Annotated in this window: 24 protein-coding genes and 1 pseudogene; 16 read left to right on the top strand and 9 right to left on the bottom strand. The window is 72.3% G+C overall.

What is annotated here, in order from left to right; genetic code table 11:
* Positions 1-23: 23 nt before the first annotated feature.
* Positions 24-1,136: pseudogene (locus IO40_RS0120460) on the bottom strand (N-acetylmuramoyl-L-alanine amidase); the annotation flags it as partial.
* A 277-nt stretch (positions 1,137-1,413) separates the two neighbouring features.
* Between IO40_RS0120460 and IO40_RS0120455 the strand changes: the two are divergent.
* The 3 genes from IO40_RS0120455 to IO40_RS0120445 all read left to right on the top strand — a co-directional run bounded on the left by IO40_RS0120455 (position 1,414) and on the right by IO40_RS0120445 (position 5,739).
* The gene (locus tag IO40_RS0120455; RefSeq protein WP_016469215.1) at positions 1,414-3,222 is read left to right on the top strand and encodes a DEAD/DEAH box helicase; all 1,809 of its coding nucleotides are present in this window, start codon (positions 1,414-1,416) and stop codon (positions 3,220-3,222) included.
* 365 nt (positions 3,223-3,587) lie between these two features.
* On the top strand, positions 3,588-4,232 hold the full coding sequence (locus tag IO40_RS0120450) for an IclR family transcriptional regulator (RefSeq protein WP_016469214.1): 645 nt from the start codon (positions 3,588-3,590) through the stop codon (positions 4,230-4,232).
* Between the two features lie 667 nt (positions 4,233-4,899).
* The gene (locus IO40_RS0120445) at positions 4,900-5,739 is read left to right on the top strand and encodes a S16 family serine protease (RefSeq protein ID WP_016469213.1); all 840 of its coding nucleotides are present in this window, start codon (positions 4,900-4,902) and stop codon (positions 5,737-5,739) included.
* 123 nt (positions 5,740-5,862) lie between these two features.
* Here IO40_RS0120445 and IO40_RS0120440 read toward each other — a convergent pair whose 3' ends face one another.
* The gene (locus IO40_RS0120440; RefSeq protein ID WP_016469212.1) at positions 5,863-6,342 is read right to left on the bottom strand and encodes an Lrp/AsnC family transcriptional regulator; all 480 of its coding nucleotides are present in this window, start codon (positions 6,340-6,342) and stop codon (positions 5,863-5,865) included.
* 250 nt (positions 6,343-6,592) lie between these two features.
* Between IO40_RS0120440 and hppD the strand changes: the two genes are divergently transcribed.
* Positions 6,593-7,672, top strand: a complete 1,080-nt coding sequence (gene hppD / locus IO40_RS0120435) for a 4-hydroxyphenylpyruvate dioxygenase (RefSeq protein ID WP_225841802.1) — start codon at positions 6,593-6,595, stop codon at positions 7,670-7,672.
* Positions 7,673-7,729: 57 nt separating this feature from the next.
* On the top strand, positions 7,730-9,097 hold the full coding sequence (locus IO40_RS0120430) for an FAD-binding oxidoreductase (RefSeq protein ID WP_016469210.1): 1,368 nt from the start codon (positions 7,730-7,732) through the stop codon (positions 9,095-9,097).
* Between the two features lie 236 nt (positions 9,098-9,333).
* Here IO40_RS0120430 and IO40_RS0120425 read toward each other — a convergent pair whose 3' ends face one another.
* Entirely contained in the window at positions 9,334-9,744 is a 411-nt protein-coding gene (locus tag IO40_RS0120425; RefSeq protein ID WP_016469209.1) for an SsgA family sporulation/cell division regulator, read from the bottom strand.
* Between the two features lie 355 nt (positions 9,745-10,099).
* Between IO40_RS0120425 and IO40_RS0120420 the strand changes: the two genes are divergently transcribed.
* Together IO40_RS0120420 and IO40_RS0120415 are read left to right on the top strand one after the other, a co-directional pair.
* On the top strand, positions 10,100-12,127 hold the full coding sequence (locus IO40_RS0120420) for an RDD family protein (protein WP_158706067.1): 2,028 nt from the start codon (positions 10,100-10,102) through the stop codon (positions 12,125-12,127).
* An 82-nt stretch (positions 12,128-12,209) separates the two neighbouring features.
* Positions 12,210-12,932, top strand: coding sequence for an RDD family protein (locus IO40_RS0120415; RefSeq protein WP_031029708.1), 723 nt, complete (start codon positions 12,210-12,212; stop codon positions 12,930-12,932).
* Positions 12,933-12,993: 61 nt separating this feature from the next.
* Here IO40_RS0120415 and IO40_RS0120410 read toward each other — a convergent pair whose 3' ends face one another.
* The gene (locus IO40_RS0120410) at positions 12,994-13,311 is read right to left on the bottom strand and encodes a hypothetical protein (protein ID WP_016469205.1); all 318 of its coding nucleotides are present in this window, start codon (positions 13,309-13,311) and stop codon (positions 12,994-12,996) included.
* Between the two features lie 901 nt (positions 13,312-14,212).
* Here IO40_RS0120410 and IO40_RS38870 point away from each other — a divergent pair.
* Positions 14,213-14,479: a hypothetical protein gene (locus tag IO40_RS38870; RefSeq protein ID WP_225841804.1), complete on the top strand. Its 267-nt coding sequence runs from the start codon at positions 14,213-14,215 to the stop codon at positions 14,477-14,479.
* Positions 14,480-14,760: 281 nt separating this feature from the next.
* On the opposite strand, the gene IO40_RS0120400 is transcribed toward IO40_RS38870, so the two are convergent.
* A complete protein-coding gene (locus tag IO40_RS0120400) occupies positions 14,761-15,354 on the bottom strand; it encodes an isochorismatase family protein (RefSeq protein ID WP_016469203.1) in 594 nt (197 codons plus the stop codon).
* A gap of 216 nt (positions 15,355-15,570) precedes the next feature.
* Entirely contained in the window at positions 15,571-16,890 is a 1,320-nt protein-coding gene (locus IO40_RS0120395) for a nicotinate phosphoribosyltransferase (protein WP_030407204.1), read from the bottom strand.
* A 179-nt stretch (positions 16,891-17,069) separates the two neighbouring features.
* Here IO40_RS0120395 and clpS point away from each other — a divergent pair, with 179 nt between their 5' ends.
* The 7 genes from clpS to IO40_RS0120360 all read left to right on the top strand — a co-directional run bounded on the left by clpS (position 17,070) and on the right by IO40_RS0120360 (position 22,135).
* Entirely contained in the window at positions 17,070-17,384 is a 315-nt protein-coding gene (gene clpS / locus IO40_RS0120390; protein WP_016469201.1) for an ATP-dependent Clp protease adapter ClpS, read from the top strand.
* Complete coding sequence (locus tag IO40_RS0120385; RefSeq protein ID WP_031175878.1) at positions 17,384-18,076, top strand: DUF2017 domain-containing protein; 693 nt, start codon at positions 17,384-17,386, stop codon at positions 18,074-18,076. The genes clpS and IO40_RS0120385 overlap by 1 nt, the downstream gene beginning before the upstream one ends.
* Positions 18,077-18,570: 494 nt before the next feature.
* Positions 18,571-20,079, top strand: coding sequence for an amino acid permease (locus IO40_RS0120380; RefSeq protein WP_016469199.1), 1,509 nt, complete (start codon positions 18,571-18,573; stop codon positions 20,077-20,079).
* A 97-nt stretch (positions 20,080-20,176) separates the two neighbouring features.
* Positions 20,177-20,602 (top strand): M67 family metallopeptidase, encoded by a 426-nt coding sequence (locus tag IO40_RS0120375; RefSeq protein WP_016469198.1) that lies wholly within the window; start codon positions 20,177-20,179, stop codon positions 20,600-20,602.
* 79 nt (positions 20,603-20,681) lie between these two features.
* Positions 20,682-20,792 (top strand): putative leader peptide, encoded by a 111-nt coding sequence (locus IO40_RS39685; RefSeq protein WP_309505366.1) that lies wholly within the window; start codon positions 20,682-20,684, stop codon positions 20,790-20,792.
* Positions 20,793-20,902: 110 nt separating this feature from the next.
* Entirely contained in the window at positions 20,903-21,181 is a 279-nt protein-coding gene (locus IO40_RS0120365) for a MoaD/ThiS family protein (protein ID WP_016469196.1), read from the top strand.
* A 3-nt stretch (positions 21,182-21,184) separates the two neighbouring features.
* Positions 21,185-22,135 carry a PLP-dependent cysteine synthase family protein gene (locus IO40_RS0120360; RefSeq protein WP_016469195.1) on the top strand — a complete coding sequence of 317 codons (951 nt, stop codon included), beginning with the start codon at positions 21,185-21,187 and terminating at the stop codon, positions 22,133-22,135.
* Positions 22,136-22,175: 40 nt separating this feature from the next.
* On the opposite strand, the gene IO40_RS38865 is transcribed toward IO40_RS0120360, so the two are convergent.
* Positions 22,176-22,604 (bottom strand): type II toxin-antitoxin system PemK/MazF family toxin, encoded by a 429-nt coding sequence (locus IO40_RS38865; RefSeq protein ID WP_234336585.1) that lies wholly within the window; start codon positions 22,602-22,604, stop codon positions 22,176-22,178.
* Between the two features lie 180 nt (positions 22,605-22,784).
* Here IO40_RS38865 and IO40_RS0120350 point away from each other — a divergent pair, with 180 nt between their 5' ends.
* On the top strand, positions 22,785-23,546 hold the full coding sequence (locus tag IO40_RS0120350; protein ID WP_016469193.1) for an MBL fold metallo-hydrolase: 762 nt from the start codon (positions 22,785-22,787) through the stop codon (positions 23,544-23,546).
* A 63-nt stretch (positions 23,547-23,609) separates the two neighbouring features.
* Here IO40_RS0120350 and IO40_RS0120345 read toward each other — a convergent pair whose 3' ends face one another.
* Together IO40_RS0120345 and IO40_RS0120340 are read right to left on the bottom strand one after the other, a co-directional pair.
* Entirely contained in the window at positions 23,610-24,851 is a 1,242-nt protein-coding gene (locus IO40_RS0120345) for a PTS transporter subunit EIIC (RefSeq protein WP_030407208.1), read from the bottom strand.
* A gap of 189 nt (positions 24,852-25,040) precedes the next feature.
* Positions 25,041-25,730, bottom strand: coding sequence for a nitroreductase (locus IO40_RS0120340; RefSeq protein WP_016469191.1), 690 nt, complete (start codon positions 25,728-25,730; stop codon positions 25,041-25,043).
* Positions 25,731-25,819: the final 89 nt, after the last annotated feature.

Genomic DNA, 25,819 nt, shown 5'->3' with positions numbered 1-25,819 from the left:
CCGCGCCGGGCTCAGCCCTCGCGCACCAGCTCCATGTAGGTGTCCCAGTCCCAGTGCTCGCCCGGGTCGGTGTGGTCGTTGCCGGGTGCCTCGCTGTGCCCGATGATGTGCTGCCTGTCGAGCGGGATGCCGTGCTTGTCGGCCAGGTGGCGGGTGAGCGCGGCGGAGGAGCGGTACATGGCGTCGGTGAACCAGGACGGGTCGTCGATGTAGCCCTCGTGCTCGATGCCCAGCGAGGAGGCGTTGGCGCTCTTGGCGTGGTACGCGGTGTCGGCGTCGCGCACCATCTGGGTGATGTCGCCGTCGCTGGAGCGGACCACGTAGTGGGCGCTGACCTTGGCCTCGGGGTTCTGGAACCAGCTGATGGATCCCGCGTAGGAGCCCTGCGTCACATGGATGACGATCTTGTCGAGCTGTTCGGCGCGGCCCTCGGCGTAGTTGGCGGGGTCGGCCGGCACCCATGCGGCGTCGGGGTAGTCGGGGCTCCGGGGCGCCTTCTCCGGTGCGGCGCCCGCCGTCTGTTTGTCGGGGTGGACGTCGCGGGCCGGGACGGTGATCCGTTCGCCGTCGGGCGCGGTGCCCCGTACGCCGTGGGCGAGCAGGTCGTAGACGGTGTCCGCGTACAGCCGTGCGGTGCCGGCCCGGGCGCCGCTGTAGCGGGCGACGGCCGGGTACCAGGCGTCCACGTCGCGGCGCTGGGCGCGGGTCATGCCCAGGGAGTCGGCGTGGGCGCGCAGCACGGCGGCGCCGCCGTGGATGTTGGCGTCGGTGTCGCGCCGCAGTTCGGAGACGGGCTCCCCGGTGAGGCGGGCGGCCTGTTGGAGGGTGTGCCGGGCGGGGTTGCCGACGAGGTGCATCACGCCGTAGCCGCCCGCCTGGCTGGGCTTTCCGGCGTGGCCGTCGAAGTGGGTCTCGCCGTAGGCGACGGCGGCCAGCACGTCGCGGGGGACGCCGTACTCCTCGGCGGCCGTGGCGAAGGACTCGTTCATGGAGGGCCCGGGTTCGCCGGGCACGGGCGGGGTGGCCGTCGCCGCCGGGCCGGTGAGGCCGGTCGCGAGCGCCACCGCCGCGGCGGCGAGGGAGAGGGTGACGGTGCGCGGGCGGCTGCGCCCGCGCTCAGGGGTGTGGGGGGACATGGCTGCTCCTGGTGTGGGGGGATGGAGCTGAGGCGCCTGTGGCCCGCCACCGTACCGAGGTGGCCGGTGCATGACAACGACTTCGGGTGCGTGTCGCCCAGCCCGCTCACAGCGGCAACAAGGCGGTCGCGCCCGCGCCTCGGCCCGACGGGGCGGGGCGGCGCCGGCCCGGTGGCCGGGTGGTGGCCGGTCCCGTCCGAGGGGTTCCGCGCCCCCGGTAGGGTGGCGACGGCCGAGCTCACCGGCCGCCGCAACCGACCCCGTCGTACCGGAGACCGTGACTACCACCCCCACCACCCCGAGCAGCAATCACCACCTGTCGCCCGCCTTCCCCGGCCGCGCCCCCTGGGGCACGGCCAGCAAGCTGCGCGCCTGGCAGCAGGCGGCGATGGACTCCTACCTGGAGCGGCAGCCGCGCGACTTCCTCGCCGTGGCGACGCCGGGCGCGGGCAAGACGACCTTCGCCCTCACGCTGGCCTCGTGGCTGCTGCACCACCACGTGGTGCAGCAGGTGACCGTCGTCGCGCCGACCGAGCACCTCAAGAAGCAGTGGGCGGAGGCAGCGGCCCGGGTCGGCATCAAGCTGGACCCGGACTACAGCGCCGGGCCGCTGAGCAAGGAGTACCACGGGATCGCCGTCACCTACGCGGGTGTGGGCGTGCGGCCCATGCTGCACCGCAACCGCGTGGAGCAGCGCAAGACCCTCGTCATCCTCGACGAGATCCACCACGCCGGCGACAGCCGCTCGTGGGGCGAGGCGTGTCTGGAGGCGTTCGAGCCGGCCACCCGCCGGCTGGCGCTGACCGGTACCCCGTTCCGCAGCGACACCAATCCGATCCCGTTCGTCGAGTACGCCGAGGACGGCGACGGGGTACGCCGCTCCGTCGCGGACTACACCTACGGATACGGCAACGCGCTGGCCGACGGCGTGGTGCGGCCCGTCATCTTCCTCTCCTACAGCGGCAACATGCGCTGGCGCACCAAGGCCGGGGACGAGATCGCGGCCCGGCTGGGCGAGCCGATGACCAAGGACGCGGTCTCGCAGGCGTGGCGCACCGCGCTGGACCCGCGCGGCGAGTGGATGCCCGCCGTGCTGAGCGCCGCCGACCGCAGGCTGACGGAGGTCCGCAAGGCGGTGCCGGACGCGGGCGGTCTGGTCATCGCCTCCGACCAGGAGCAGGCCCGCGCCTACGCCAAGCTGCTGCGCGGCATCACCGGCACCAAGCCGACGGTGGTGCTCTCCGACGACGCGGGCGCCTCGCAGCGCATCGAGGACTTCCGCCTCTCGGAGAACCCCGACGACCGCTGGATGGTCGCCGTCCGCATGGTCTCCGAAGGGGTGGACGTGCCGCGGCTGGCGGTGGGCGTGTACGCCACCACCGTCTCCACGCCGCTGTTCTTCGCGCAGGCGGTCGGCCGTTTCGTACGGTCCCGGCGGCGCGGCGAGACCGCCTCCGTCTTCCTGCCGACGGTGCCCTCGCTGCTGACCTTCGCCAACGAGATGGAGGTCGAGCGCGACCACGTCCTGGACAAGCCGAAGAAGGGCGGCGAGGAGGACCCGTACGCCGAGGAGGCCGACCTGCTCAAGGAGGCCGAGCGGGAGCAGGACGAGAACACCGGCGAGCAGGACCAACTGCCGTTCGAGGCACTGGAGTCCGACGCCGTCTTCGACCGGGTGATGTACGACGGTGCCGAGTTCGGCATGCAGGCCCACCCCGGCAGCGAGGAGGAGCAGGACTACCTGGGCATCCCGGGCCTGCTGGAGCCCGAGCAGGTGCAGTTGCTGCTCCAGAAGCGGCAGGCGCGGCAGCTCGCCCACAGCAGGAAGAAGCCGGACAGCGAGGCGGACCTGCTGGAGATGCCGGCGGAGAAGCGGCCGGTGGTCACGCACAAGGAACTGCTGGAGAAGCGCAAGCAGCTCAACACCCTGGTCGGGGCCTATGTGCACCAGAGCGGCAAGCCGCACGGGGTGATCCACAACGAGCTGCGCCGGGTGTGCGGCGGGCCGCCCACCGCGGAGGCGACGGCCGGGCAGATCGAGGCGCGGATCGCCAAGGTCCGCGAGTGGGCCACCCGGATGAAGTAGCCCCCGCCGGACCTGGTCCCGCCCCCTGGGCGGTCCCCCGTGGAGGATGCGGCGGTTCGGGGACGTTCCTGGTGAAAGCGGGCACCACGGGACCGGATTCTGGACAGACTCTTCCGGTCAGCGGTGCTGCTCGCTAAGTTCCTCGGACACACGCCCCGTGGCGGCCTCTGCCACGGGCGGCCGGTTATTCGTTGACACTCAGCTTGCCCAGCTTGCTCCAACGCAACAGCTCTTGCCAGTGCCACCGCGACCGGCGGCCTCCAGCGCTGCGCTCGGGGTACCGACCCAGGCCGGGGGCCGGGGAGAAGGCCCCCGGTGCGTCCGCATCCGCGGCTGCCGTCACTCACCCGAGGGAGGGGGGCGTCGTGACCGCGGAGACCTCTCAGACGCTCGACCGAGGGCTGCGCGTCCTCAAGTTACTCGCCGACACCGACCACGGTCTGACCGTCACCGAGCTGTCCAACAAGCTCGGCGTCAACCGCACCGTGGTCTACCGGCTGCTGGCCACCCTGGAACAGCACGCCCTGGTCCGTCGCGACCTGGGCGGCCGGGCCCGGGTCGGACTCGGGGTGCTCCGGCTGGGCCGCCAGGTGCACCCGCTGGTGCGGGAGGCGGCGCTGCCCGCGCTCCGTTCGCTGGCCGAGGATGTCGGCGCCACCGCCCATCTGACTCTGGTCGACGGCAGCGAGGCGCTGGCCGTCGCCGTCGTCGAACCGAGCTGGACGGACTATCACGTCGCCTACCGTACGGGATTCCGGCATCCGCTCGACCGGGGGGCGGCGGGGCGGGCGATACTCGCCGGCCGCAGACCGGACCACGAGCGCGGCCACGGCTTCGTGCTCACCCACGGCGAACTGGAGGCGGGGGCCAGCGGGGCCGCCGCCCCCGTGCTGGGGGTGAACGGCATCGAGGGCAGCGTGGGCGTGGTGATGCTGTGCGAGACGGTGGCCGAGGAAGTGGGACACCGCGTGGTGCGGGCCGCCAACCAGGTGGCCGACGCCCTGCGCTGAACCGACGGCGGGGCGCCCTTACGGGGGCGCCCCGCCTTCTGGCCCCACGGGGCCCCCGTCCGGCTCCTCGGGGCGCCTCGCCGTTCGGCCCCACCGCCGCGCGCGTTTGTGCGGGCTTGCGCTCGGCGCCTGCTCGGGCTTGCGTCCTGCGTCTGTTCGTCCGCTGGTGCGCTCGCCGTTCGTGCTCGCGCTCGTGCTTCGCCGGGGGTGGGCTCCCTGCCCTCCGCCCCTTCCGCCGCTCACGTTCCGCCGCTCACGCGCTTGTGCGGCCGTGCGCGCTGCAACTGGTCGTCAGCTGGTGCGCTGCCGCTTGTGCGCCTGCTCGCGTTCGAGCGCGTGCCTTGTCGGGGCTGGGCTCCGTGGCTGCCCGGTGGTGGGTTCCGCGCCTTGCCGGTGGTGGGTTCCGTGGGTGTTGAATGTGGGCCCCCGCGCCCTGCCGGTCTCGGGCCTCGTGCCTGGTCGGCCTCGCGCCCCGCGCCTGCGCTCGGTTGCGCGCCCCTGGTTCGCGCCGCCCGCGCGCCTGCTCGGTCATGGCGCCCCCGCCCTCCCGCTCGGTCGCCCCGCTCGGGCGTGCGTCCGGTAGATCGTCGCGGGGTGTCCGGCGGGCGGGCCGCGGGCGGTGCGGGGGGATGCGGGCCGGGCCGCTCGCAGTCGGTAGATTGCGGGGGTGTCCGAATCCAGCAGTACCCGGCCCGCCCGGCCCGGCAGCCCGCGTCTCACCCGTGGCGGCACGCTGGCGCTCTGCGCCCTGCCCGTCGTCCTGCTGCTCGTGGTGGCGGTGTTCGTCCCGTTGCCGTTCTCGCTCACCCAGCCCGGCGAGACCGCGAACGTGCTCGGCAAGCACGGCGGCAAGCCGGTGATCTCCGTCGAGGGCGCCGAAGGTGCCACGGGGAAGGCCGCCGACAAGGGGCGGCTGTTGTCGGTGACCATCGCGGCGACGCTGCCCGACGCGAAGGTGCGGCTGCCGGACGTGGTGCGGGCCTGGTTCCGTGACGACCGGGCCGTGATGCCCCGCGACGCGGTCTACCCGGGCGGCGGCGACACGGAGGACGCCGAGCGGCGCATCGACAAGGAGATGAAGGACTCGCAGCGGGCGGCCGTCACCGCTGCGCTGCGCCAGGTGCACAGGTCGCCGAAGGACGTGCACGTCAAACTGCGGCTGGGGGATGTGGGCGGTCCGAGCGCCGGACTGTTCTTCGCGCTGGGCATCGTCGACAAACTGGACGGCAACGGCGCGGGCCCGGGTGGGCTCACCGGGGGCCGTACCGTCGCGGGCACCGGCACGATCGACGCCAAGGGCGAGGTCGGCGCGGTGGGCGGGGTGCCGTTGAAGATGCAGGCGGCCCGCCGGGACGGGGCCCGCTACTTCCTGATCCCCCGCTCGCAGTGCGGTGAGGCCGGCTCGCTGACGCCCAAGGGGCTGCGGCTGGTTCCGGTCGGCACGCTCAAGGGCGCGCTGGACGCGCTGAAGGAGATCCGCACGGGCGGCGAGGTCCCCGGCTGCTAGAGGGCGGGGCGTCGGCGGCTGGGGGCGAGGTCACCAGCGGCCGGAGCGGGCGCCGCCGCAGTGGGCCGCCGCTCCCGGCGGTGCGTGCCACAGCGGGCCGTCGCCCGCAACCGTGCGCGCCCGCTACGGCGGGTCGCCGTCGTCGGCGGCCTGCCGCACCAGCGGGACGATGCGCAGCGGCACGGGGTTCTCCATGACGATGGCCGTGGCGGCGCGGACGATGCCTTCGAAGCCGAGGACCCGGTCGATGACCCGCTGGAGGTCGGCGTTGGAGCGGGCCACCAGGCGGCAGAGCATGTCGCCGCTGCCGGTCGTGGTGTGCAGTTCCAGCACTTCGGGCACCGCCGCGAGGTGGGCGCGCACGTCGTTGCCCTGGCCCTGCCGGATCTCCAGGGTGGCGAACGCGGTGACGGGGTAGCCGAGGGCGGCGGGGTCGACCTGGGGGCCGAAGCCGCGGATGACGCCGCGTGCGGTGAGCCGGTCGAGCCGGGCCTGCGCGGTGCCGCGGGCCACTCCCAGCCGTCGGGAGAGCTCCAGCACCCCGATCCGGGGTTCGTCGGCGAGCAGTTCGAGCAGGCGCGCGTCCAATCGGTCGATGGCCATGGGTTGCCTCTCCGTAGTTGAACGGTTAGGGCGGCGGGACGATGCGCAGATTGTGCACATCGTCCGCCCGATCGCCGGTTCTGCTGAACAGATTGCCCAGCCAAAACGCAAACTATTGCGCACCTTGCGGCCCGAGGCGACGCTTCCGCCCATGACTGTGTTTTCGGAGACTCCGCGACAGCCCTCGCAGACCCCGCAGGCAGAAACCCCGCAGACCGCACGGCAGGCAGACCCCTTCCCGGTCAAGGGAATGGACGCAGTCGTCTTCGCCGTCGGCAACGCCAAGCAGGCGGCGCACTACTACTCGACCGCCTTCGGCATGAAGGCCGTGGCCTACTCCGGCCCCGAGAACGGCAGCCGGGAGACGGCCACCTACGTCCTCGAATCCGGCTCCGCCCGCTTCGTGTTCACCTCCGTCATCCGGCCCACCACCGAATGGGGCCGCTTCCTCGCCGACCACGTGGCCGCCCACGGCGACGGCATCATCGACCTCGCCATCGAGGTGCCCGACGCCCGCGCCGCCTACGCCTATGCCCTCGAGCACGGCGCCAGCGGCATCGACGAGCCCTACGAGACCAAGGACGAGCACGGCACCGTCGTACGGGCCGCCATCGCCACCTACGGCAAGACCCGCCACACCCTGGTCGAACGCACCGGCTACGACGGCCCCTACCTGCCCGGCTTCGTCGCCGCCGACCCGATCGTCGCGCCGCCCCGGAAGCGGTTCTTCCAGGCCATCGACCACTGCGTCGGCAACGTCGAACTCGGCCGCATGAACGAGTGGGTGGACTTCTACCGCAAGGTCATGGGCTTCACCAACATGAAGGAGTTCATCGGCGACGACATCGCCACCGAGTACTCCGCGCTCATGTCCAAGGTCGTCGCCGACGGCACCCGCAAGGTCAAGTTCCCCATCAACGAGCCCGCCGTCGCCCAGAAGAAGTCCCAGATCGACGAGTACCTGGAGTTCTACGGCGGCCCCGGCGTCCAGCACATCGCCCTGGCCACCAACGACATCGTCGCCTCCGTAAAGGCCATGCGCGCGGCCGGTGTCGAGTTCCTGGACACCCCCGACGCCTACTACGACTCGCTGGGCGAGTGGGCCGGCGAGACCAGGGTGCCCGTCGAGACGCTCCGCGAGCAGAAGATCCTCGTCGACCGCGACGAGGACGGCTATCTGCTCCAGATTTTCACCAAGCCCGTCCAGGACCGGCCGACGGTGTTCTTCGAGATGATCGAACGCCACGGCTCCATGGGCTTCGGCAAGGGCAACTTCAAGGCCCTCTTCGAGGCCATCGAGCGGGAACAGGAGCGCCGCGGCAACCTGTGACCGCTCCCCGCGCCCGGACCCTGGTGCGGTGCGCGGGCCCCTGACAGGCTGGGGGCCATGAGCGAGCTGATCGAACGGCTGGCCGCGGGGCTGCCCGCCGAAGCGGTGCTGACCGACCCCGATGTCGTCCGGTCGTACGCCAACGACATGGCCGGCTTCTGCCCCGCCGGCGCCCCCGCGGTCGTCGTCCTGCCGCGCACCGTCGAACAGGTCCAGCACGTCATGCGCACCGCGAACGCCCTGCGGGTCCCCGTGGTCCCGCAGGGCGCCCGCACCGGGCTGTCCGGCGCGGCGAACGCCACCGAGGGGTGCGTGGTGCTCTCCCTCGTGCGGATGGACCGCATCCTCCACATCGACCCCGTCGACCGGATCGCGGTGGTCGAACCGGGCGTCGTCAACGCCACGCTGTCCCGGGCCGTGGCCGAACACGGACTCTTCTACCCGCCGGATCCCTCCAGTTGGGAGATGTGCACCATCGGCGGGAACATCGGCACCGCCTCGGGCGGACTGTGCTGTGTGAAGTACGGCGTGACCGCCGAGTACGTGCTGGGCCTCGACGTGGTGCTCGCGGACGGCCGTTTGCTGACCACCGGCCGGCGCACCGCCAAGGGTGTGGCCGGCTACGACCTCACCCGGCTGATCGTCGGCTCCGAGGGCAGTCTGGGCATCGTCGTGCGGGCCACCCTCGCGCTGAAGACCGCGCCGCCCCGGCAACTGGCGCTCGCCGCCGAGTTCCCCTCCGCCGACGCGGCCTGCGACGCCGTCTGCCGCATCATGGCGGCGGGACACACCCCCTCTCTGCTGGAACTGATGGACCGCACCACGCTGCGCGCCGTCAACGACATGACGAAGATGGGGCTGCCCGAGACGACGGAGGCCCTGCTGCTGGCGGCCTTCGACACGCCCGACCCCGGCCCGCACCTGGAGGCCGTCGGCGAACTGTGCACGGCGGCGGGCGCCTCCCAGGTGGTGCCCGCCGAGGACGCCGCCGAGTCCGAGATGCTGCTCGCGGCGCGGCGGACGGCGCTGACCGCGCTGGAGGCGGTCAAGGGCACCTCGATGATCGACGACGTGTGCGTGCCGCGCACCCGGCTGGCCGAGCTGCTCAAGGGGACGGCGCAGATCGCGGAACGGCACGGGCTGACCATCGGGGTGTGTGCGCACGCGGGCGACGGCAACACCCATCCGACCGTCTGCTTCGACCCCTCCGACGAGGACGAGGCCCGCCGGGCACGGCTCTCCTTCGACGAGATCATGAAACTGGGACTCGAACTGGGCGGCACCATCACCGGCGAGCACGGTGTGGGGCTGCTCAAGAAGAGCTGGCTGGCCGAGGAACTGGGCCCCGTGAGCCTGGAGTTGCACCGCGGCATCAAGCAGGTCTTCGACCCGCACGGCATCCTCAACCCCGGCAAGGTCTTCTGAGGGAACGGCCCTGCGCGCCCGCCGGACGGACGGTCTCCGCCCCGGCGGACGGCGGGGCCCGCCGTCCGCCGGGGTCCGGGCCGCCGCCGGGCGGCTCGCTCCCGGTGGGCGGCGCTCCGGCCGCGCCGTCCACACCGCCGCCGTGTTCGCCCGGGAGAGCAGCGCCGTACCGGCCGCCTGACCGGTCACCCGAACGAGGGGAATCGGAGCCGCCCGGGTGCCGGTGCCCAGGACGGTCACTGCTGAAGCAGCGCGCTCAACTGCGCGTCCAGACTCATCGCCTCCGCCTCCTCGCCCGGTGGCACCACCCGAAGTGTGCGGTCGAGCCACGCCGTCAGCAGCGGCGAGTCGGCCTCCAGCAGCGCGTCCCCATGGGGCGAACTGAGCGCCATGCACACGACCTTCCGCGTCCCGACGCGCGTCGGCCACACCCGCACATCGCCGTCCCCGCACGGCTGTGTCACCCCTTCCATCAGCAACTCCCGGGCGAACGTCCAGTGGACGGGGGTCTCGGAGGTGATGTGGAAGGTCACGTGCACGGCGTACGGGTCGTCCGTGCGGTAGCTGAGCCGGGCCGGTACGGCCACGCTGTGCTCAGGTGCAAGGACGAGCCTCATCTCCAGTTCGCGTTCGACGACGGTGTGCATACCCTGCGCCCTTTCCCTCTGTCGCGGTGCGGGCCGCTGCGAGAGGCCCGCACACGTTAGAGGCCGCAGCACGCGGTTCGTTACACGGGTTCGCGGAATTTTTCCGGCGGATTCCCGACGCGCCCGACACGCCCGGCGGCAGCGCGGCACCGGAGGGCCGGAGCGGGTCCGCGCACCGCCGCCGGATCGCTCGAAGGCGGACTTCCCACCCGTCTGTCTCCTTACGGCGCGGTCATCTTCGTTACTGTCCTCCTTGGACTGGCGGAGGTTCCCGCCACCCCGCCGGCGGCGGCCCGCCACACGGCGCCCGCCGCACACCGGTCATGTGTGTCGTACGTGAGGGGAGTTGGAGGCAGTGGGGCCCTCCGGTACTCATGGTGAGGTACCCCGTGCGGGGTACTACCCGGATCCGTCCATCCCCGGGTACATCCGCTACTGGAACGGTTCGTCCTGGGTTCCGGGCACCAGCCGTCCCGAACCGCGCGAGGGCGAGCCCATGCCCGCACCGCCCCCGGTGGCCTCCTCGCCGGCCGCCGCGCCCGCGCCGCCTCCGGCACCCCGGCAGGACGGACCGGCGGGCCCGCCCGTCGCACCCCGCCGGCCGGCGTCCGAGGAGACCGGTCCGGTCTTCCTCGACGAGGAGAGCGACAGCGGGACGGAACCCCGCAGGCAGGGCTTCGGCCCGCCGGCCGCCGCCGACCCGCGCGGCGGCTGGGGCGGTGCCGCACCCGCCGGCGGCCCGGACGGGCGCGGTGCGGCCACTGCCGAACCCCCGGCGGCCCAGGGCGGCCGGGAGCACACGGTCGGCCTGCGCCGTTCCGGCGCCCCGCACGCCGGGAGCGCGGAGGCACAGGCCGGGCCGGTGCCGGGACAGGCGGGCCCGGACCGGCCGGACAGCATCAAGACGGTCCCCGCCCAGCCGCACGCCGTCGGTGCCGCACAGGGCGACCCCCGGCCCGCGGGCACCGGCCAGGACACCGGGGACCGGCAGCCGCCCGCGCCGAGCCGGGAGCCGGGCGCGGCGGCCACCGCACCGGCCGGGGCCGGCACCCCGGGACCGGAGCAGGGACGGTTCGCCCGTCCGGAGCCCGCCGCGCAGGCCGGTCCGGCCTCGCCGGGGCGCCCCCAGGTCCGTACGGGTCAGGCCGCCGGCGGGCCGGCAGCGCAGGCCGCCGGGCCGGACGAGCCGGCCGTGCCCGCGCAGGGCCCGCCCGGATCAGGACAGCACCCGGCGGGCGACCGCGGCGGCGCGGTGACGGTGCGGACCGGACCCGGCGCCGAAGCGGGGACACCGGGCCGGGCCGCGCAGCCGGCGCCGTGGGTGCCGGGCAGGCCCGCCGGATCGGGGGCCGCGCCCGACGCGTCGGCCGGCCGCAGTCCCGAGGCGGGGGCACCGGCGCGGCAGCCCGAGGCCGAAGGCGTACCCGCGCCGGGCCCGCGGACCGGTGCCTCCGGTGACGGACCGGGCGCCGGGGTGCCGGGACAGCCGGGGCCGGCCGCCGCGGGCGGGACCGTGCCGTTCGGCGGCGCCCCAGGAGTGCACGAGGCAGCCGCGCCGGGCGTGGCGGACCGGGCGGCCGGCGCCGTACCGGCTGCCGCTCCGTCCGCCGTCCCCTCCGCCGCGTCGGCCGCCGCCCCGGCCGCCGGTGCCGCCGCCCCGGCCGCCGGTGCCGCCGCCCCGGCCGCCGCCGTGCCGGCTCCCGTGGCGGGCGGGCCGGCCCCGGCCGGTGAGGCGCAGGGCGCCGCCGCGCCCTCCTGGTCGCAGCCGCCCGCGGCGGGCCTGCCCGCGGCGCCGCAGTCGGGCGGTCCCGACGCCGTGACGCCGTGGCGGCCCCCTGTGGACGACCCGTTCGCCCGGGTCGCGGCGCGGGAGGCACGCCCGGCGGGACTGGGCAGGCGGTTCGGCGCGCGGCTGGTCGATCTGGTGCTCACCCTGGCGGTGGGCGCGGGCGCCGCGGTGCCGTTCGTCGGCAAGACGGTCGACCACATCGAGGCCAAGGTGGACGCCGTCGAACAGGCGGGCGTCACCCAGCGGGTGTGGCTGATCGACGGCACGACGGGCGGCTATCTGGCGCTGGTGCTGGGCGTCCTGCTGGTGTTCGGGCTGCTCTACGAGGTGTGGCCGACGGCCCGTTGGGGCCGCACGCTGGGCAAGAAGCTGTTCGGCGTCTCGGTGGTCAACATCGAGGGCCACGAGAAGCCCGCCTTCACCAAGTCCCTGCTGCGCTGGCTGGTCTACGGGGTGCTGGGCGTACTGGTGGTCGGCGTCGTCAATCTGCTGTGGTGCTTCGTCGACCGCCCGTGGCGGCAGTGCTGGCACGACAAGGTGGCGGGAACGTTCGTGGCCAAGGGCGGCCCGGACGCCGGCGAACTGCGGTTGTAGCCCGTCGGCCCGGGTGTGCGGCGCTCCCCCGAACGGCCCGCCTGCGGATGCGGCGGACGCGCGGGCGCTGTGCACTCGGGCCATGAGCACGGAGCAGCCGGAGAACGACCCGTTCCGGAAGCCGCAGCAGCCGGGACAGCCGCCGCCACGGGGGGAGCAGCCGCCTCCGGGCGGCCCCGGCGAGCCGTACGGGAGTCCGCCGCCGCCTCCTGGCGGCTCGGGTGCGCCGTACGGCAGTCCGCCACCGCCTCCGGGGGGCGGTGGTTACGGCGGCGGGCCGGGCGGAGGGGGTTACGGGAGCCCGTACGACAACCCGTACGGCGGGGCGGCGGGAGCGACCGATCCGCTGGCGGGGATGCCGCCGCTGGCGTCGCGCGGCAAACGCCTGCTGGCCCGGATCATCGACGCGCTGCTGATCGGCATCCCGGTGGGTGTCATCACCGGACTGGTGGAGGGCGGCTTCGACTACGGCGACCGGGCCGCCGGTTACAACAGCGTCGGCTACTGGCCGCAGTTGGCGTACACGCTTGTCTATCTCGTCTACGAGGGGCTGATGCTGACCACGTCGGGGCAGACGGTCGGCAAGAAACTGATGCGCATCCGGGTGGCGATGCTCCAGAACGGTGCCGTCCCGGCGGGCTCACCCGGCTGGCTGCGGGCCGCCGTCTACCAGATCCCCCCGCTCGTGCCGTGCATCGGTTCGCTCTTCTGGCTGGTGAACGTGCTGTTCTGCACCTGGGACAAGCCGTACCAGCAGTGCGTGCACGACAAGGCGGCCCGCACGGTGGTGGTCGCCGCGGACTGACCGGGCGATGTTCGTCCGGCCGCTTGTCCGGCGGCCCGGCCGAAAGCCTGAACGGTGGCTCTCAGCGGCGGGACGCCATGCCCGCGGGGGTCGCCGACGGGGCGGCGGTGTGCCGGGGGAGGGCCTCGGCCCGGGCGGGGGAGGGGCTCGCCGCCCCGCTTGCGGCCCGGGCGGCGGTGCCTGCGGCCCTGCGCCGCCGGAGGTTCGCGTGCGCCGTGGGGGCGGTGACGGCCACGAACAGGCCGAGCGCGAGCGCCGTGCAGACGATCACGACGATCCAACCGCCGGAACGGGTCTGGGACAGCAGCAGCATGGCGAGCGTGGAGCAGACGACGGTGACCGAACCGTAGGCGAGTTGGGCGGGGCTCGGACGCGGCATGGCGGATCCGTCCTCGGGGGTGTGGGAACGGTGTGGACGTGAACGGGTCGTTGCGCGCTGGCGGTTGCCCCGGTGCGAGGGGCCCCGTCGAACGACTCTACGGTCCGGAATGCCCTGGCGGAAAGCGGCCCAAGCGTGAGGTGACCCACGCCCCTGTTGCACGGGGGGCGCACGGACGCACGGGTTCCGCCGCGTCCCAACTGGCGGACGGGCGGGGGCTGTTGTGCGACGGGTGCGGGACGCGGCGCCGCCGGCCGCGCGCGGGGTGGTGCACAGCAGGCGGCAACGCCCTTCGCGGATGTTCGCAGCCGCGATCTGACGAGGAGTCGACTCTTCCGTTTCGGTGGTTCGGGTGGTCCGGGGTGGCGAGCGCCAGCGGTCCGGACCAATGGCGGGGCGGGTGGTGGTCCGGGGTTCAACCACCGCTGGTAAAAGGCGCCAATCCGTAGAAAAGGGGCATACCGTCCCGGTAATCACCCAGTGTGAAGAGAAGGTGAAGGTCGATGACGCAGGGTGCGGGAACTGGTGATCGACGAGCGTGCAACCCAGGAATGAATTTGTTTGCATCGTTGCAGGTCAAAACATGATCATCCGTTACCCCCTGGCGATCGGCGCTCGATCGCGTTTAGATGCCACGTGGGACCGCCTCCTCGGCGGTCCCGCACGACCCACCCGAACGAGTCTCACGGGGGAGATGGTGATCATGTCAGTTGGCGGATTCGTCAGGCTGCCCGACGGCAGCGTGATCGTCGCGCTGACACTTCCGGTGCCGCGCGATCCGAACGCCGCGGCGACCGGGGCCGCGGCCCCGCGGGACCGGGGCAGCGGCGGCCCAGCCCGCCGTGGCGGACTGCTGCCGGCCGCCCGCCGCTGGTCGGCGTTCGCCGACGAACCGCATACGGTGCGTGAGGCGACCGCACGCAGACCCGGCGAGGAGCGCCGGGTCAGAGTGCTGGTGCACGCCGGGAACCGGGCCCGCGCCTTGACCCGGCTGCGCAACCTCGGCCTGCGCGCCGTCTACCTGCGCGGGAACGCGGAGCCGCCCACGGCCGACGAGGTGACGGCGGTGCTGCACCACCCCGAGGGCCTGGTCTGGCGCACGGTGCCCGACGACGCACACAGCTCCTGGCGCCCCATCGCCGCCCTGCTGAGGGCCACCCCGGCCTGAGCCCCGGGCGCGCGGTGCCCCTGGAACGGCGCGGTCCCGTGGGCCCGCCACGGCACACCCCGTGACGGCCCCACGGGACCGCGTGCGTCCGCCCTCCTCCGCTGAGACGGCACGCCGTGGTGCGTTCGTCCCCTGCGGAGGCCGCTCGTCCTCGGCGCCGCCTGCGCGCAGGCCGTGTCCTCGGTCCCGCGCGGCGGCTGCGTGCTGGTGCCTCCCCCGTGTGCCTCCCGCATGGAGGCAGCGTCATGGTGCCTGCGCGCAGGCCGCGTCCTCGGTTCCTCCTACGCGGAGGCGACCACCGGTTTGCCGCTGAGGTGCACGCCCGCCTCGCGCAGCTCCTCCAGGGCCCGCTCCACCGTCTTCGGGGCGACGCCGGCCGTCAGGTCGAGGAGCACCTGGGTGCGGAAGCCCTCGCGGGCGGCGTCCAGTGCCGTCTCGCGCACACAGTGGTCGGTGGCGATGCCGACGACGTCGACCTCGGTGACGTCCTTGGCCCGCAGCCAGTCGGCGAGACCGACCCCGTTCTCGTCGACGCCCTCGAAGCCGCTGTAGGCGGCCGTGTGCGCGCCCTTGTCGAAGACCGCCTCGATGGAGCCGGAGGCGACGGCGGGGCTGAAGTTGGGGTGGAAGCCCACGCCCTCGGTGCCGGCCACGCAGTGCGGCGGCCAGGAGCGGACGAAGTCGGGGGTGTCGGAGAAGTGCTCCCCCGGGTCGATGTGCGTGTCGCGGGTGGCGACGACGTGGCGGTAGCCGGCGGAGGCGTCCCCGACCAGGTCGGTGATGGCGGCGGCGACGTCCGCGCCGCCCGCGACGGCGAGACTGCCGCCCTCGCAGAAGTCGTTCTGGACGTCCACGACGATCAGTGCCCGGTGCATGGTGCACACCTTTCGGCTGGTGGGTCGAGTGGTGGGGCGGGGCCGGATGACCGGCCCCGGGCGTGCCCCGGGCGTACCCGGGCCGCGTCCGTGGTTCTCCTCGGGCCGCTGCCCGTCACTTCCGAGACTAGACACTCCCGGCGTCGCACGGCAGTGCGCGGGCCGCCCCGGCATTCGGCCGTGCGGCGCGCGGCCGGACGCCGGGGCGCGGCCGGTTCACCGGTGCTCGACGGGGAGTACGGGCTCGCCGCGGGAGAGCTGCATGGCGGACATCGGCAGCCGGGCGACGGCGGCACGGTGCCGCTCGCGCGCGGCCTGCAGCGGTTCGCGGCCGACGACGGTGCCGCCCTCCACGAGCTTGACCTGGAGCAGGTGGTCGGCCAGTTCCCCGGGCACGGGGCCGCTGCCGACGATCTCCGCCTCGGCGACGCCCTCGGCGTCCAGCGGGCGGGCGGCCCATTTGGCGCCGCCGATGGAGGTCTTCCCGCCCAGCGAGCGCTTGGCCACGGGGCGCAGCGGCGCGTCGGGGGCATCCGAGTCGGCGCGGGCGACCAGTTTGTAGACCATCGAGGCGGTGGGGTGGCCGCTGCCGGTCACCAGCTGGGTGCCGACGCCGTAGGCGTCCACTGGCGCGGCGGCCAGGGAGGCGATGGCGTACTCGTCCAGATCGCTGGTGACCACGATCCTGGTGTCGGTGGCGCCCAGCTCGTCCAGTTGCTGGCGGACCCGGTGGGCGACCAGGAGCAGGTCGCCGGAGTCGATGCGGACGGCGCCCAGCTCGGGTCCGGCCACCTCGACGGCGGTGCGGACGGCCTCGGCGACGTCGTAGGTGTCCACGAGCAGGGTGGTGCCGCGGCCCAGGGAGTCGACCTGGGCCTGGAAGGCGTCCCGCTCGGTGTCGTGCAGCAGGGTGAAGGCGTGCGCGCTGGTGCCGACGGTGGGGATGCCGTAGCGGAAGCCGGCGGCCAGGTCGGAGGTGGTGTCGAAGCCGCCGACGTAGGCGGCGCGGGCGGCGGCGACGGCGCCGAGTTCGTGGGTGCGCCGGGCGCCCATCTCGATCAGCGGGCGCCCGCCGGCGGCGACGGCCATCCGGGAGGCGGCGGCGGCCACGGCGGAGTCGTGGTTGAGGATGGAGAGGATCACGGTCTCCAGCAGCACGCACTCGGCGAAGGTGCCCTCGACGCGCAGCAGGGGGGAGCCGGGGAAGTAGACCTCGCCCTCGGGGTAGCCGAGGATGTCGCCGCGGAAGCGGTAGCCGGCCAGCCATTCCAGGGTGGGCTCGTCCACCACACGGGTGTCGCGCAGGAAGGCGAGCAGCTGGTCGTCGAAGCGGAAGTTCTCCACCGCGTCCAGGACGCGTCCGGTGCCGGCGACGACGCCGTAGCGGCGGCCCTCGGGCAGTCTGCGGGTGAAGACCTCGAAGACGGAGCGGCGCTCGGCGGTCCCGGCGCGCAGCGCGGCCTGGAGCATCGTCAGCTCGTACTGGTCGGTGAAGAGCGCAGTAGAGGGCACGGACACCGGCAGCCCGGTCTCCATCCGCCGGGCGTGTTCCTGCCGGTTCTCGTGCGGGGTCTGTGCCCCGGGGGATTCCAGCACTGCTGTGTCACCTCGTGTGTTCGAGTCTGTCGCTGTGAGCGTACCCCGGATCTCGTCAGCCTGACGATATACGGTCCTCCGGACCGCTGTTTGGGCGGCCCGGGGCACCGGGTGGCAGCATGGGGAATGTGAGTGTCGCCACCCCAATGGAGATCGAGCGCCCGGAGACCACCGGGGAGCCCGTCGAGGTTCCGGAGCCGGATGTGCCCTGGGTGACCGTCGTGCACAACGACCCGGTCAATCTCATGAGCTATGTGACGTATGTGTTCCAGGCGTACTTCGGTTATTCGAAGGAGAAGGCGAAGAAGTTGATGCTCGACGTGCATCACAAGGGGCGTGCCATCGTCTCCAGCGGTACCCGCGAGGAGATGGAGCGCGATGTGCAGGCCATGCACGGCTACGGCCTGTGGGCGACGCTCACCCAGGACCGCTGATGGCGGGCTATTTCGAGCCGGCCGACGGCGGCGGCGCGGCCATCGCCCTGGACGAGGTGGAAATCTCCATCCTGCGCAGCCTCGCGGTGCAGTTGCTGGAGCTGATCGGCCCGGGCACCGAGCCCGCCGCCGGCGGGTCGCACCCGGAGACGCCGCCCGGCGAGGGCGCGGTGGGCAGTACGGACGACGAACTGGCGGGCATCGAGGGGGTGTCCTGGCCGCCGTTCTCCGACGGCCCCAGCGAGCCGCCCTCCGACCCGGTGCTGGCCCGGTTCTTCCCGGACGCCTACGGCCCGGGGCCGGCCGCGCGGCCGGACGAGGGCGCGGAGCCGGGCAGCGACGAGGAGGCGCGCAGGAAGCGGGACCGGGCGGCCTCCGCGGAGTTCCGCCGCTACACGGAGAACGATCTGCGGGCCCGCAAGCGGGAGGACGGCCTGGCGGTGGTGCGGGCACTGGACTCGCTCACGCCGGGGGAGCGCGGCGCGGTGCTCACCCTGCGGCCCGAGGAGTGCAAGCAGTGGCTGGGCGCGCTCAACGATCTGCGGCTGGCCATCGGCACCCGGCTGGAGGTGACCGAGGACGACGACGAGCTGTACTCGCTGCCGGACTCGGACGCGCGCAAGCCGCTGGTGATGGCGTATCTGTGGCTGGGCGGGCTCCAGGAGACGCTGGTCGAGACGATGACGCCCTGAAGGACGGTGCCGGCCCGGCCCGGGCGGCGCGACGAGGGATCCGACGAGAAGACGGAGAAGGAAGACCGGGAAGGAAGATCGAGAAGGAAGATCGAGAAGGAAGACGGGAAAGAGGACGGGAAAGGAGGCGGACGAGGAAGAGCCGGAGCGGGAAGCGCCGGAACGGAAAAATCCGGAATGAAGATGCCCCACTGAATACCGGTCTGCGCCTTATGGGTGTTCTTTAAACGGGAAGCAAAGACCGGTTAACGAACAGGTCACGGCGGTCGATTTTCCGCGTGTGATGTCCCTCTCTGCCCCTTCTATCCGTGGTCTGTACCACTCGTCGTGGACAGTCCTCCGTGGTACACCTGCACGATCCGCTGTCTTGTGGGCGCCACCCCTGCCCCGACCGCGGCGCACCGTCGGCCGACCGCCGGCACGCACAACTCCATCCGGGGGGATCGGAACCCGATCCGGGCAGACCGGATCGGTAATGGAGAAAGGCGCACCACATGACCTCCGAGGTCGAAGACCACGGTCCGGCTCCGGACCGTGTTCCCGGTGTACGGGGAGAGAACAGCGAGGCCGGTGCTCAGGGCGCGGTCCAGGGCGACACCTCGTCCGAGGGCTATCAGCGGGGGCTCGGTGGCCGGCAGATCCAGATGATCGCCATCGGCGGTGCCATCGGGACGGGACTCTTCCTCGGCGCGGGCAAGTCCATCTACAAAGCCGGACCCAGCATCATCCTGGCGTACCTCGTCGCGGGCGCCGTCATCTACCTGATCATGCGTGCACTGGGCGAGCTGCTGATGTACCGCCCGGTCTCGGGCTCGTTCTCCGAGTACGCGCGCGAGCTGCTCGGCCCCTACTGGGGATTCGTGACCGGCTGGACGTACTGGCTCTTCTGGGTCGTCACCGGCATCACCGAAGTCACGGCGGCGGCCACGTATGTGAACTACTGGTGGGACATCCAGCCGTGGATCTCCGCGCTGGTGTTCACCGTCGCCCTCTATTTCATCAACCTGATCTCCGTGAAGCTCTTCGGCGAGCTGGAGTTCTGGTTCTCGATGGTCAAGGTCACCGCGATCATCGGCATGATCCTGATCGGTCTGGGCGTGGTCACGCTCGGCTTCTCGCAGGCCGGTGACACGGCGTCGTTCGCCAACCTCTACCAGCACGACGGGATCTTCCCCAAGGGCATCGGCGGCACGCTGATGACGCTCCAGATCGTGATGTTCTCCTTCCTGGCCGTCGAGCTGGTCGGTGTCACGGCGGGCGAGGCGACCAACCCGGAGAAGGCGCTGCCGCGGGCGATCAAGACGGTGCCGTGGCGTATCGCGCTCTTCTACATCGGTTCGCTGATCGTCATCCTCTCCGTGGTCTCGTGGACCGCGTTCGAGCCGGGCACCAGCCCGTTCGTCGCCGCCTTCCAGAAGATCGGCCTGCCGGCCGGCGCCGGCATCGTCAACTTCGTGGTGCTGACCGCGGCGCTCTCCTCCTGCAACTCCGGCATGTACTCCACCGGCCGGATGCTCCGCGACCTGGCGCTCAACGGGCAGGGGCCGAAGTTCTTCACGAGGCTGTCCAGGACGGGCCTGCCGTTCATAGGCACCACCGTCTCGGCCGCGCTCATGATGATCGGTGTATGGATCAACTACGAGTGGCCGTCGAAGGCGTTCGACTACGTCGTCTCCTTCGCGACGATCTCCGGCATGTGGGCGTGGATCATGATCCTCTTCTCCCACCTGCGCTACCGCGCCAAGGCCGACCGGGGCGAGCTGCCCAGGTCCGACTTCCGGATGCCGGGGGCGCCGTACACCGGGATCGTGGCGCTGGCGTTCATCTTCCTGGTGATCGTGCTGATGGGCTTCGACAAGGACGCCCGGGTCTCGCTGTACGCGGCGCCGATCTGGGCGGTGCTGCTGACCGTGGCCTACTTCGTGGTCAAGGCCCGCACTCCCGACGTCTTCGCCCGGCCGACGCCCGCCGCGGCCCCGGTGAAGCAGCCCGAACAGCCCTGACGGGCCCGCCGGGCCCCGCCGGCTCCCGCTTCCGCACGCGTCCCGCGTGCCGCCTCACCCCGAGGCGGTCGCGGGACGCGTGCTTATCCTTGCCCCCATGCTGACCATCACACGAGAGCTGCACGACCGGATCGTCGCCCACGCCCGGGCCGACCACCCCGACGAGGCGTGCGGAGTGATCGCCGGACCGGCCGGCACGGGCCGCCCGGAGCGGTTCATCCCGATGCTGAACGCGGCACGCTCGCCCACGTTCTACGAGTTCGACTCGGCCGATCTGCTCAAGCTCTACCGCGAGATGGACGACCGCGACGAGGAACCCGTGGTGATCTACCACTCGCACACCGCCACCGAGGCGTACCCCTCGCGCACCGACGTCACCTACGCCAACGAGCCGGGCGCCCACTACGTCCTCGTCTCCACCGCCGAGTGCGGCAACGACGAAGGCCCCTTCTCCTTCCGTTCGTTCCGGATCGTGGACGGTGAGGTCACCGAGGAGGAAGTGAAGATCGTAGAGAGCTACTGACCGGCGTTCGTGAGACGGAATCGTCCGCATCATGAAACTGCGATCCGATTCCCTGTCCGGGAATCGTTACGATGAGCCCATGGTTGTCCACGACGTGAGCGCTTTCGACAAAACCCCGGGCATGCTGCTCGTGGGGCGCCTGCACGTCGATCTGTGCCGCCTCGCCAGCGCGATCTGTCGGCCGGCCTGACGCGCGCGCCCGCGCGGCGCCCGTCCCCGCCGCGCCCCGGCCGGCCCGGGGCCCCGGCCCCGCCGCCTGCCCACGCACAGCCACTCTCCCTCTCCGACAGGAGCACTCTCATGGCCATCGAGGTCCGCATTCCGACCATCCTCCGCACCTACACCGACGGCCAGAAGGCGGTCGAGGGCACGGGCGCCACCATCGGTGAGCTCTTCGCCGACCTGGAGAGCCGGCACAACGGCATCCAGGAGCGGCTGGTGGACGGCGGTGAGCTGCGCCGCTTCGTGAACGTCTACCTCAACGACGAGGACGTCCGCTTCCTCGACGGCATCTCCACCAAGGTCAGCGACGGCGACAGCGTGACCATCCTGCCGGCGGTCGCGGGCGGAATGCGCTGACCGATGCGCTACGACTCCCCGCTCGGCGCCGTCGGCAACACCCCGCTCGTACGGCTGCCCAGGCTCTCGCCCTCCGAGGACGTCCGGATCTGGGCGAAGCTGGAGGACCGCAACCCCACCGGTTCCGTCAAGGACCGCCCGGCCCTGCACATGGTCGAACAGGCCGAGAAGGACGGGCGGTTGCAGCCGGGCTGCACCATCCTGGAGCCCACGTCCGGCAACACCGGCATCTCGCTGGCCATGGCGGCCCGCCTCAAGGGCTACCGCATCGTGTGCGTGATGCCGGAGAACACCAGTGAGGAGCGCCGCCAGCTGCTGGCCATGTGGGGGGCCGAGATCGTCTCGTCGCCCGCGGCGGGCGGGTCCAACACCGCGGTGCGGGTGGCCAAGGAGCTGGCGGCCGAGCACCCGGACTGGGTGATGCTCTACCAGTACGGCAACCCGGACAACGCGGGCGCCCACTACGCCACGACGGGCCCCGAGATCCTCGCCGACCTGCCGTCGGTCACCCACTTCGTCGCAGGACTGGGCACCACCGGCACCCTGATGGGGGCCGGCCGCTATCTGCGCGAGCAGCGGCCCGGCATCCGGATCGTCGCCGCGGAGCCGCGCTACGACGATCTCGTCTACGGGCTGCGCAACCTGGACGAGGGGTTCGTTCCCGAGCTGTACGACGAGTCCGTGCTCACCACCCGCTTCTCGGTCGGCTCCGAGGACGCGGTGCGCCGCACCCGGGAACTCCTCGCACAGGAAGGCATCTTCGCGGGGGTCTCCACCGGTGCCGCGCTGCACGCGGCGATCGGGGTCGGCCGCAAGGCGCAGCGCGCGGGCGAGAGCGCGGACATCGTCTTCATCGTCGCCGACGGCGGCTGGAAGTACCTGTCCACGGGGCTGTACACGGCCGCGTCCGACGACGAGGCCGTGGCCGCCGTGCAGGGCCAGCTGTGGGCGTAGCCGGCCGCGCCCTTCGGGACGGCCGGGAGCGGGGGGCGGGTCATCCGGCCAGGTGCCGGACCCGCTCCCAGGTGGCGGCGTCCACCTCGCCGCACCGCTCCCGCAGCCTGGCCAGTCCCGCCTCGGCGACCGGGCCCGGCTCCAGGTAGACGGGTCCGCTCCCGGAGCCGGCCGGCAGCACGGTCACCGGGGACGGGCTGCGGGTCAGCGGGGCGAGCCGGACACCGTCGGTGCGTACGGCCAGGACGAGGAAGAGCGCGTCGGTGCCGTCGGGCAGGGCCGTGCGCCAGATCTCGCCGGGCCGCGGGGCGGGCACACCGTCCCGGCCGACGGCGCGCGCGGCGCGGGCCGCGCCCCGGCCGCCGGGACCCAGCCGGCCGCGTCCGTCGACGAGGGCGGCGACGAAGGCGAGCAGCATCACGAGGCCGAGGGCCAGCCACCAGAAGGTGTCCACTCCGTTCGCCTCCATGCCGTCGCCGGGCGTTTGTGCGGTGAGCCGCCGGGGAACGACGCTACCCCGGGCTGGTGATTCCGCCCACACCGACGCCTCAGCGAGGACCCACCGGGACCCGTGCGGCTTACGCTCGTAAGTCCCCTCGTCCACGACATGGGGACCGTCCCGCATGCCGCCCACGGAGGTTCCCTCTCCATGAAGCTCACCGTCGTCGGCTGTTCCGGGTCGTTTCCGTCCACGGAGTCGGCCTGTTCGAGCTATCTCGTCGAGGCCGACGGCTTCCGGTTGCTGCTCGACATGGGCAACGGCGCGCTCGGGGAACTCCAGCGGCACTGCGGCCTCTACGACCTGGACGCCATCGCGCTCAGCCATCTGCACGCGGACCACTGCATCGACATGTGCGGGTACTTCGTCGCCCGCTACTACCGTCACGACGGCGGCCGTTGCGCCCCCATCCCGGTGCACGGTCCGCCCGGCACCGAGCAGCGGCTGACCACCGCCTACGCGGACACCCCGTCCGAGTCGTCCATGAGCGAGGTCTTCACCTTCCACAGCCTGGCGCCGCGCGGCGGCTTCGAGGCGGGCCCGTTCCGGGTCGGCACCGAGCTGGTCGACCACCCCGTCGAGGCGTACGCGTTCCGCGTCGAGCACGTGCCCAGCGGCAAGGTGCTCACCTACTCCGGGGACACCGGGCCGTGCCCCGCGCTGGAGCTGGCCGCCCGGGACGCCGACCTCTTCCTGTGCGAGGCGTCCTTCACGGACGGCAAGGAGCAGATCCCCGGGCTGCACCTGAACGGCCGGGAGGCCGGGGAGACCGCCGCGCGGGCCGGGGTCTCGCGGCTGGTGCTCACCCATGTGCCGCCGTGGACGGACGCGCAGATCAACCTGCGGGACGCCAAGGCCGTCTTCGACGGGCCGGTGGAACTGGCCCGGCCTGGTGCCGTCTACGAACTGTGAGGCATGCCGGGCCCGACACGGCGACGGGCCGCACCGCGTGTGCGGTACGGCCCGTCCGCCGGCTCACTTGGTGAGGTCCTCGACCTCTTCGTCCGGCTCGCGGCCGGGGGTCTTGATGTCCAGCTTCACGATCAGGAAGCGGAAGAGGGCGTAGTAGACCACGGCGAAGCACAGTCCGATCGGGATGATCAGCCACGGTTTGCTCGCCAGGCTCCAGTTGATGGCGTAGTCGATGAATCCGGCGGAGAAGCTGAATCCGTCGTGGACGCCGAACATCCAGGTCACCGCCATCGAGACGGCCGTCAGAATGGCGTGGACCACGTAGAGGACCGGCGCGATGAACATGAAGGTGAACTCGATCGGTTCGGTGATGCCGGTCACGAACGAGGTCAGCGCCAGCGAGACCATCATCCCCATGACCGCCTTGCGGCGGTGCGGTTTGGCGCAGTGGGCGATGGCGATGGCGGCGGCCGGCAGGCCGAACATCATGATCGGGAAGAAACCGGTCATGAACTGGCCGGCGGAGGGGTCGCCCGCGAAGAACCGCGCGATGTCGCCGTGCACGACGTCGCCCGCGGCGTTCTTGTAGTCACCCAGCTGGAACCAGGCGACCGTGTTGAGGAACTGGTGCATGCCGACCGGGATCAGCGCGCGGTTGATCAGCCCGAAGATGCCCGCGCCGGTGGCGCCCAGCCCCGTCATCCATTCGCCGAACGCGGTGATCGCGTCCCCGATGGGGCCCCAGATCAGGGTGAAGACCACACCGACTGCCAGACCGATGAAGGCCATCAGGATGGGCACCAGGCGGCGGCCGTTGAAGAAGCCGAGCCAGTCCACGAGCTTCGTCTTGTGGAAGCGCTGCCAGACCACGGCGGATATCAGGCCCATCAGTACGCCGCCGAGCACCCCGGGGTCGTTGTAGACCGCGGGGGTGTCCTCACCGGCCTTGACGACCGCCTCGTGGACGGGGAACGCCTCCAGGACGTTCTTGTAGACGAGGAAGCCGACCAGTGCGGCGAGTGCGGTGGAGCCGTCCGACTTCTTGGCGAAACCGATGGCGACGCCGATGCAGAACAGCAGGGGCAGGTTGTCGAAGATGGCGCCGCCGGCCCCGGAGAACGCCGCGGCCACGTCGTGCCACTTGAGGCCCTTGTCGCCGAAGACGTCGGGCTGGCCGAGCCGGTTGAGGATACCGGCGGCGGGCAGGACGGCGATGGGCAGCTGGAGGCTGCGGCCGACCTTCTGCAGCCCTTGGAACAGGCCGGAACCCCGCTTCTTCGCGGGCGCAGCGGTGTCCGTGCTCATGGCGTGTTTCCGTTCCAGGTGAAAGCGGGTCCCGTGGGGTGAGGGACCCGATGGTGGTCTAGTCCACTTAGTGGTGTAGACCATTAGTAGCATGGGTGTGCCATGCCGCGGAACGGATGGTTCCGGTTGATCTGGGCCACACCGGGCCCCGCCGGGAGGCCGGAGGGGCCGGACGGGCCGCGGTGCCGGTCAGCCGTGGAAACTGGTGGTCTCCTCCAGTGCGGCACGCTCGGTCGTGATCCGGTTCACCGGCGCGCTCTCGTCGGCGTAACCGAAGGAAATTCCGACGAGCAACTTCCCCTCGTCGACGCCCAGTTCGTCCCGGACGGTGTCGGCGTAGAAGCTCAGCAGGCCCTGCGGGCAGCTGGCCACGCCGTACGCGGTCATGGCCAGCAGCAGCGTCTGCATGTAGGCGCCGACATCGGCGGCCAGCCGCGGACCGCCGTCACCGGTGACGAACAGGAACGCGGCGTGCGGCGCCCCGTAGAAGCCCAGGCTCTCCGCGTCGTAGGCCGCGCGGGCCGCGTGGTCCTCGAAGCCGATGCCCAGCGCTCCGTACAGCTCGGCGCCGAACGCCGCCCGCCGGTCCTGGTGGAGGGTGGTGTACATGTCCTCGGAGTACGGGAAGTCGACCGAGAGGTGCCGCTCGGCGTGGGCCGCCTGCAGGGCGCGCGCCAGCCGGTCGCGCTTCGCGCCGCTTGCCACCTCGATCCGCCACGGCTGCGCGTTGGAGTTGGACGGCGCCGCGCCGGCGAGCGAGAAGATCGCGCGCAGCGTGTCCTCGGGTACGGGCTCGGGGCGGAAGGCGCGGGTCGCGTGGCGACCGCGGATCAGCTTCTCCGCGTAGTCGCTCAGCTCGGTGATCATCGGCTCGCTCATGGAACTCTCCTCGGGTAGGGGGTGGCTTAGGTAAACGGATGCGTTTACTTGCGATGCCACTGTAGCCGACTGCCTCTCTGGAAGTAAAC

It is taken from the genome of Streptomyces albus subsp. albus (genome assembly GCF_000725885.1).
GTDB classification, from domain to species: Bacteria; Actinomycetota; Actinomycetes; order Streptomycetales; family Streptomycetaceae; genus Streptomyces; species Streptomyces albus.
Note: the sequence above shows the minus strand (reverse complement) of the source record. Positions and strands in the feature narration are given on the sequence as shown.

Bases quoted from the DNA above. Each gene is read 5' to 3' on its own strand.
- IO40_RS0120440 (WP_016469212.1), bottom strand. From the start codon at position 6,342: ATGGCCATCGACCGATTGGACGCGCGCCTGCTCGAACTGCTCGCCGAC.
- hppD (WP_225841802.1), top strand. From the start codon at position 6,593: ATGGACGCAGTCGTCTTCGCCGTCGGCAACGCCAAGCAGGCGGCGCAC.
- IO40_RS0120430 (WP_016469210.1), top strand. From the start codon at position 7,730: ATGAGCGAGCTGATCGAACGGCTGGCCGCGGGGCTGCCCGCCGAAGCG.
- IO40_RS0120425 (WP_016469209.1), bottom strand. From the start codon at position 9,744: ATGCACACCGTCGTCGAACGCGAACTGGAGATGAGGCTCGTCCTTGCA.
- IO40_RS0120415 (WP_031029708.1), top strand. From the start codon at position 12,210: ATGAGCACGGAGCAGCCGGAGAACGACCCGTTCCGGAAGCCGCAGCAG.
- IO40_RS0120410 (WP_016469205.1), bottom strand. From the start codon at position 13,311: ATGCCGCGTCCGAGCCCCGCCCAACTCGCCTACGGTTCGGTCACCGTC.
- IO40_RS0120400 (WP_016469203.1), bottom strand. From the start codon at position 15,354: ATGCACCGGGCACTGATCGTCGTGGACGTCCAGAACGACTTCTGCGAG.
- IO40_RS0120395 (WP_030407204.1), bottom strand. From the start codon at position 16,890: ATGGAGACCGGGCTGCCGGTGTCCGTGCCCTCTACTGCGCTCTTCACC.
- clpS (WP_016469201.1), top strand. From the start codon at position 17,070: ATGGGGAATGTGAGTGTCGCCACCCCAATGGAGATCGAGCGCCCGGAG.
- IO40_RS0120385 (WP_031175878.1), top strand. From the start codon at position 17,384: ATGGCGGGCTATTTCGAGCCGGCCGACGGCGGCGGCGCGGCCATCGCC.
- IO40_RS0120380 (WP_016469199.1), top strand. From the start codon at position 18,571: ATGACCTCCGAGGTCGAAGACCACGGTCCGGCTCCGGACCGTGTTCCC.
- IO40_RS0120375 (WP_016469198.1), top strand. From the start codon at position 20,177: ATGCTGACCATCACACGAGAGCTGCACGACCGGATCGTCGCCCACGCC.
- IO40_RS39685 (WP_309505366.1), top strand. From the start codon at position 20,682: ATGGTTGTCCACGACGTGAGCGCTTTCGACAAAACCCCGGGCATGCTG.
- IO40_RS0120365 (WP_016469196.1), top strand. From the start codon at position 20,903: ATGGCCATCGAGGTCCGCATTCCGACCATCCTCCGCACCTACACCGAC.
- IO40_RS0120360 (WP_016469195.1), top strand. From the start codon at position 21,185: ATGCGCTACGACTCCCCGCTCGGCGCCGTCGGCAACACCCCGCTCGTA.
- IO40_RS38865 (WP_234336585.1), bottom strand. From the start codon at position 22,604: ATGGAGGCGAACGGAGTGGACACCTTCTGGTGGCTGGCCCTCGGCCTC.
- IO40_RS0120350 (WP_016469193.1), top strand. From the start codon at position 22,785: ATGAAGCTCACCGTCGTCGGCTGTTCCGGGTCGTTTCCGTCCACGGAG.
- IO40_RS0120345 (WP_030407208.1), bottom strand. From the start codon at position 24,851: ATGAGCACGGACACCGCTGCGCCCGCGAAGAAGCGGGGTTCCGGCCTG.
- IO40_RS0120340 (WP_016469191.1), bottom strand. From the start codon at position 25,730: ATGAGCGAGCCGATGATCACCGAGCTGAGCGACTACGCGGAGAAGCTG.